This is a genomic window from Tepidimonas sp., from assembly GCF_029335975.1.
Taxonomy (GTDB): Bacteria; Pseudomonadota; Gammaproteobacteria; order Burkholderiales; family Burkholderiaceae_C; genus Tepidimonas.
In genome coordinates this window covers 1-5,250 of the sequence record NZ_JARJMT020000127.1, presented here as the reverse complement: position 1 = coordinate 5,250, position 5,250 = coordinate 1, and the positions used below count along the sequence as shown (strand labels likewise).

General features: G+C 66.8%; 5 protein-coding genes. 4 read left to right on the top strand and 1 reads right to left on the bottom strand.

Annotated elements, in window-relative coordinates:
- The first annotated feature begins 352 nt into the window (after positions 1 to 352).
- From P3W97_RS06850 to P3W97_RS06840, 3 genes are all read left to right on the top strand, one after another.
- Entirely contained in the window at positions 353 to 2,308 is a 1,956-nt protein-coding gene (locus tag P3W97_RS06850; RefSeq protein ID WP_300845073.1) for an ATP-binding cassette domain-containing protein, read from the top strand.
- 62 nt (positions 2,309 to 2,370) lie between these two features.
- Positions 2,371 to 3,018 carry a LysE family translocator gene (locus P3W97_RS06845; protein ID WP_300845071.1) on the top strand — a complete coding sequence of 216 codons (648 nt, stop codon included), beginning with the start codon at positions 2,371 to 2,373 and terminating at the stop codon, positions 3,016 to 3,018.
- A gap of 95 nt (positions 3,019 to 3,113) precedes the next feature.
- The gene (locus tag P3W97_RS06840; RefSeq protein WP_300845069.1) at positions 3,114 to 3,782 is read left to right on the top strand and encodes a histidine phosphatase family protein; all 669 of its coding nucleotides are present in this window, start codon (positions 3,114 to 3,116) and stop codon (positions 3,780 to 3,782) included.
- 47 nt (positions 3,783 to 3,829) lie between these two features.
- On the opposite strand, the gene P3W97_RS06835 is transcribed toward P3W97_RS06840, so the two are convergent.
- Positions 3,830 to 4,687: a creatininase family protein gene (locus P3W97_RS06835; protein ID WP_300845067.1), complete on the bottom strand. Its 858-nt coding sequence runs from the start codon at positions 4,685 to 4,687 to the stop codon at positions 3,830 to 3,832.
- 207 nt (positions 4,688 to 4,894) lie between these two features.
- Here P3W97_RS06835 and P3W97_RS06830 point away from each other — a divergent pair.
- A partial coding sequence (locus tag P3W97_RS06830) for a protein-disulfide reductase DsbD domain-containing protein (RefSeq protein WP_300845065.1) occupies positions 4,895 to 5,250 on the top strand: 356 nt, incomplete at its 3' end.

Below are 5,250 nucleotides of genomic sequence, written 5' to 3'. Positions count from 1 at the left end.
AGTTGTCGCAGCTCTTCACCACCATCCCCAGACAGGGCTTATCCCCCCGCCTAGGCCAGCAGCGCACCGCGCTTGCCCACGCTTATCGGCTGTTGCTTGTTAAAGATCCCACCCAAACCCCGCTACGATCAGCAGAGCCTCGTATTATGACACACTTTCGGGCGTTTGCACAAGCGCTCGTCGCTTTTGTGCCGCTCGACGATGCAAGCTGCTGCCCTGTTGGACCAACGCCTGCATTGTCGGAAAGACCACTAGTATACATCTTTTTTCGCGGCCGGCAGCGTGAGACCAACCCTCCGTCCTTGCGGCGCTCGGGTAAGGCGCCTGCCCCAGACGGCCGTTCGGGATGCCCATGACTTGGATCTATCTGAAAAACGCTTCGCTGGCCTATGGCCACGTTCCACTGCTGGACCACGCAGAGTTTGTGCTCGAGGGTGGGGAGCGCGTTGGCTTGGTGGGGCGCAACGGGACGGGAAAGTCGTCGTTGCTGCGCATACTGGCAGGCCTGGAACGGCCTGACGCGGGGGAGCTACAACGTCGCCAGGGACTCCGTTGGGCTCATGTGGCCCAAGAACCCACGTTCCAGGACGGCCAGACGGTGTTCGAGGCTGTGGCCGATGGCCTGCAAGACATCCATGCCTGGCTGCAGCGCTACGCGAACCCAGGGCCAGGCGAGGACCTGGACGCACTGCAAAACGCCATCGAGGCGGTGGATGGTTGGCGCTGGGAGCAGCGGGTGGCACAGACCCTGGAGCGGCTGCGCCTGCCGGCCAACACAGCCCTAGCGGCGCTGTCTGGCGGCGTACGCAAACGGGTTGCGCTGGCTCGTGCGCTGGTCGCCCAGCCCGAAGTGCTGCTGCTGGACGAGCCGACGAACCACCTGGATGTCGATGCGATTGATTGGTTGGCAGACCTGTTGCGGGCGTTTCGGGGCAGCGTCGTGGTGATCAGCCATGACCGGTATTTTTTGGATCGGGTGACCACCCGCATCGTGGAGTTGGACCGGGGAAAGTTGCGCAGCTATCCCGGCCATTACACCCAGTACGAATCCCTGAAGGCGGAACAACTGGCGCAAGAGGCGGTGATACAGGCCAAGGCTGACCGGTTGTTGGCGCAGGAGGAGAGCTGGATTCGCAAAGGGGTGGAAGCGCGCCGCACACGCGCGCAGGCCCGCATTGAACGGTTGCAGCGGCTGCGACAAGCGCGGGCGGAGCGCCGCGAAGCGCTGGGTCAGGTGCGGCTGGAGGTGGCCCGTGGTCAGGCCAGCGGCCGCCTGGTGGCCGAGCTGGAGGGGGTGAGCCTGGCCTTTGGCGAGGGAGCGCAGCGGGTGGAGGTCGTGCGAGACTTTTCGCTGACCGTGCTGCGCGGCGACAAGATTGGGCTGATCGGCCCCAATGGCGCGGGCAAGACGACACTGCTGAAATTGCTGCTGGGCGAGTTGCAGCCGGACCGCGGACGGGTGCGCTTGGGCAGTCAGTTGGCTGTGGCGTATTTCGATCAGATGCGTGCAGCCCTGGATCTGGAGGCCACACTGGAGGATTTCATCAGCCCGGGCAGCGAATGGATCGAATGCGCGGGGCGGCGCACCCATGTGCGTAGCTATTTGGCGGACTTTCTGTTCGCACCGGCGCGGGCGCAAAGTCCCGTGTATTCGCTCTCGGGCGGGGAGCGCAACCGGCTGCTGCTGGCGCGGCTGTTTGCTCGGCCAGCCAATGTGCTGGTGCTGGATGAGCCGACCAACGATTTGGACATCGAGACGCTGGAGCTGCTGGAGCAGCGGCTAGCGGATTACCCGGGCACGGTGTTCCTGGTCAGCCACGACCGGCGCTTTCTGGATGCGGTGGTGACGAGCACCTTGGTGTTCGAAGGCGATGGCTGCTGGCGCGAGTACGAAGGCGGTGTTGAGGACTGGATGGCGCAGTCGATGCGGTTGCATGGCCGCGTGCCAGTGTGGCCCTCGGCCTGGCGGGATGAGGGGACCGAAGACGCAGGCAAGACCGGCGCCGCCTCCACCCCACCCGGCCCAGCCGTCGCTGCAAATGCCGCGCCGCCGGCCCCGCGGCAACGACTGGGATACAAGGAGCGACGCGAGCTGGAGGCGCTGCCCGGACGAATCGAGGCACTGGAGGCAGAGCAGCGAGCCATCGAAGCCGAACTGGCGGATGGCACGGTGTACGGGCGCGCCCCGCAGCAGGCACAGGCGTTGGCCGAGCGCCACGCGGCGATCGAGGCGGCGCTGATGGAGGCCCTGGAGCGCTGGGAGGCGCTGGATCGCTGGGCGCGGGAAGCATCGTCCGGCAGCCACTGATTGGCGCTCCATAGATATCGTGCCCCGGCATCGGGCCTTTTTTGGCGACATCTGCACGTTTCATGCCCAGGAGTGAATTCATCGCCCTGCTGACGCTGGCCACGGCCACCAGCTTCACGCCCGGGCCCAACACCACGCTGTCCACCGCACTGGCCGCCAACGGTGGTCTGCGGCGCGCGCTGCCCTTCGTGTGCGCGGTCCCGGTGGGTTGGTCGCTGCTGCTGGCGCTGTGCGCGGCGGGGGTGGGCGGGGCTGTGCTGGCGATGCCCGTCCTGCGGCAGGGGATTCTGTGGGGGGGCGTCGCCTACCTGCTGGTGCTGGCGTGGCGCTTGTCCGGCACCGCGACACTGGCCCAGGTGGGGGCGCAGCGCCTGCAGATATCGTTCGCGCGCGGCGTGGCTTTACAGTTTTTCAACATCAAGGCGTGGATGCTGGCGCTGTCCATCGCCGCGGGATGGATTGCCGGTCATCCGCAGGGTTGGTCCCGCTTTTGGCTGGTGCTGCCGGTGATGGTGTTCTACGCTTTTGCGAGCAATCTGACTTACGCGCTGGCGGGTTCGGTGTTGCGGGGTTGGTTGGCCGGCCCTCTGGTCGAGGGGCGACCGAGCGGACGGCGGCTGCGGGTGTTCAATCGCCTGATGGCGGCAGCCCTTGTGCTGACGGCCGTCTGGATGCTGTCAGCGGGATTGGGCGGCGCGGCAAAGCGTTGATCCAGGCCGGCCCGGGAGGCGGAGGTTGCAGCAGGGATGTGCCCCCGTCACAGCCGCGACTGCCCGCAACGACGAGCAGACCCAGAATGCCGGGCATGGGAACCATCCACCTCGTGCGGCACGGGCAGGCCTCTTTTGGCAGCGACGATTATGACCGCCTCAGTCCGTTGGGCTGGCAGCAGGGTCAGCGACTGGGCGAGCATTTTCGCGCGCACGGAATGCGCGTCGAGGCCGTTTTCACCGGCACTTTGCGCCGCCATCGCGAGACCTGGCAGGCGATCCGGACCGGCTGGGGGGCAGACTTGGATACCCAGACTTGGCCTGGCCTGGACGAATACGACAGCGCAGCGCTGATCGAGGCGTTAAACGCGCCACCGCTGGCCGATCCACGCACGCCGGAGGGCTACCGCGCGCACTTTCGGCTGCTGCGCGACGCGCTGCGCCAGTGGATGGCGGGGGCGATCTCCCCGCGCGGCATGCCGCCCTACCGCGAATTCGTGCGGGATGCCGTGGCAGTGCTGGACCATGTGCGCACCCGGTATCGGGGCGACATACTGGTGGTCAGCAGTGGCGGGCCGATCGCAACCCTGGTCGGTCACCTGCTGGGGACCAGCCCCGAGACGACGATCGAGCTGAACCTGCGCATGCGCAATACCTCGGTGACGGAGGTGGTACACAACCCCAAACGCTGCGCTTTGGTCAGCTTCAATGCCCTGCCGCATTTGACGGGCCCCGAGTACCGGGACTGGATCACCCATGCCTGAGCAGGGCATGGCACAACCGGCTCACGGCAGCGGTGGCGCTGCGGCCTTCAGATCAGCGACGGGCCAGCCACTGCGGTGGACAAAGGGATGTCCACCACGTCTTGCAGCAACTGGGCCAGCGATTGGCCCGCTGCCGCCACAGCCCGCCGGCCCCAATCGGGATCCGCGGCAGCGGCATGGCCAGCCGCGCCGGCAGGGTGAATATCCTGCATCTGCCAGGCAAACTTGGCGCTGAGCCCGTTGCCCAACAGCGCATAGCAGCGCGCGCGCGCTTCCGAGGTGGAGGGAAAGTCGCGCAGCGCTTCCCGGGCGACACGCTCTGGGGCGATGGCCAACATGACCGCGGTTTCAATCTGGCCGGCGTGCACACCAAAGCGGCGCTCACGCGCATCCAGATCGGCTTGCAGATCGTGGCCATCGGACTCGATGAGCGGCAGATGAAACCAGTTGACCCCCCAGACGAGCAAATCGTGCCGCGCACGCAGCTCCCGGCCCACCAGGTCCATCAAACCCATGTGCCCGCCATGACCATTGAAGATGACCAGTTTGCGCACCCCGGCGCGCGCCACCGAAGCGCCGAGGTCGCGCCACAGCGCCAGTGCCGTTTCAGCCGACAGGGTAAGGGTGCCGGGGAAGCGTTCGTGCTCCGGGCTCAGCCCCACCGGCAAGGTGGGCAGGATATACACCGGTGCCTCGGCCGGCAAATGGCCCGCAGCGGCGGCAAGGACTGCATCCACGATGGCGGTGTCTACATCCAGCGGCAGGTGCGGCCCATGCTGCTCCGTGGCCCCGACCGGCAGCACCGCCACGGTGTGCGCGGGATCCAGCGTGGCGAACTCAGGCCAACGCAGGTCGGCCCAGCGTTTGAGGCGGGGTGCAGAATCGGCAGCGGACAGGGGTCTCATGCCCTGCATCTTAGACCGACGCCCGACTCGACCCAAGCCGACCCAAGCCTCGAGACAGGCAACAGCCAGGCGGGTGCGAGGCTGGGATTCACCGCCCTGGCTGGTGGCAATCGCTGGGACGGATTTGGGCAATCGGGCACATTGGCGGACAATGCGCCCCATGTGCTCGGGAACCCCCGGGGTACGCAACGCTTCCATGAACACACGATGAGGACGATGCGCGAGACGATGTGGCACTGGGTGCGCACGCTGGCCACGGCGCTGCTGTTCGGATTGCTGCCGCTGTGGGGGAACGCGCAGGGGCGTCTGGTGGGTCTGCCGGGACTGACCGCCGCCCCAGCCGCCGCGGGCGATCGTGCCCGCACGGAATATGCACAGGTGCAGCTTCTGGCGCACGCACCACTGGGCGTGTCAGCGGCTCGGCCACTCTGGCTGGGTCTGCGCAGCGAGCACGAGCCCGAGTGGCACACATACTGGCGCAACCCGGGCGACTCTGGCCTGCCGATCGAGCTGAACTGGACGTGGCGCGATGGCGTGCAGATTGTCGCGATCGAGTGGCCTAC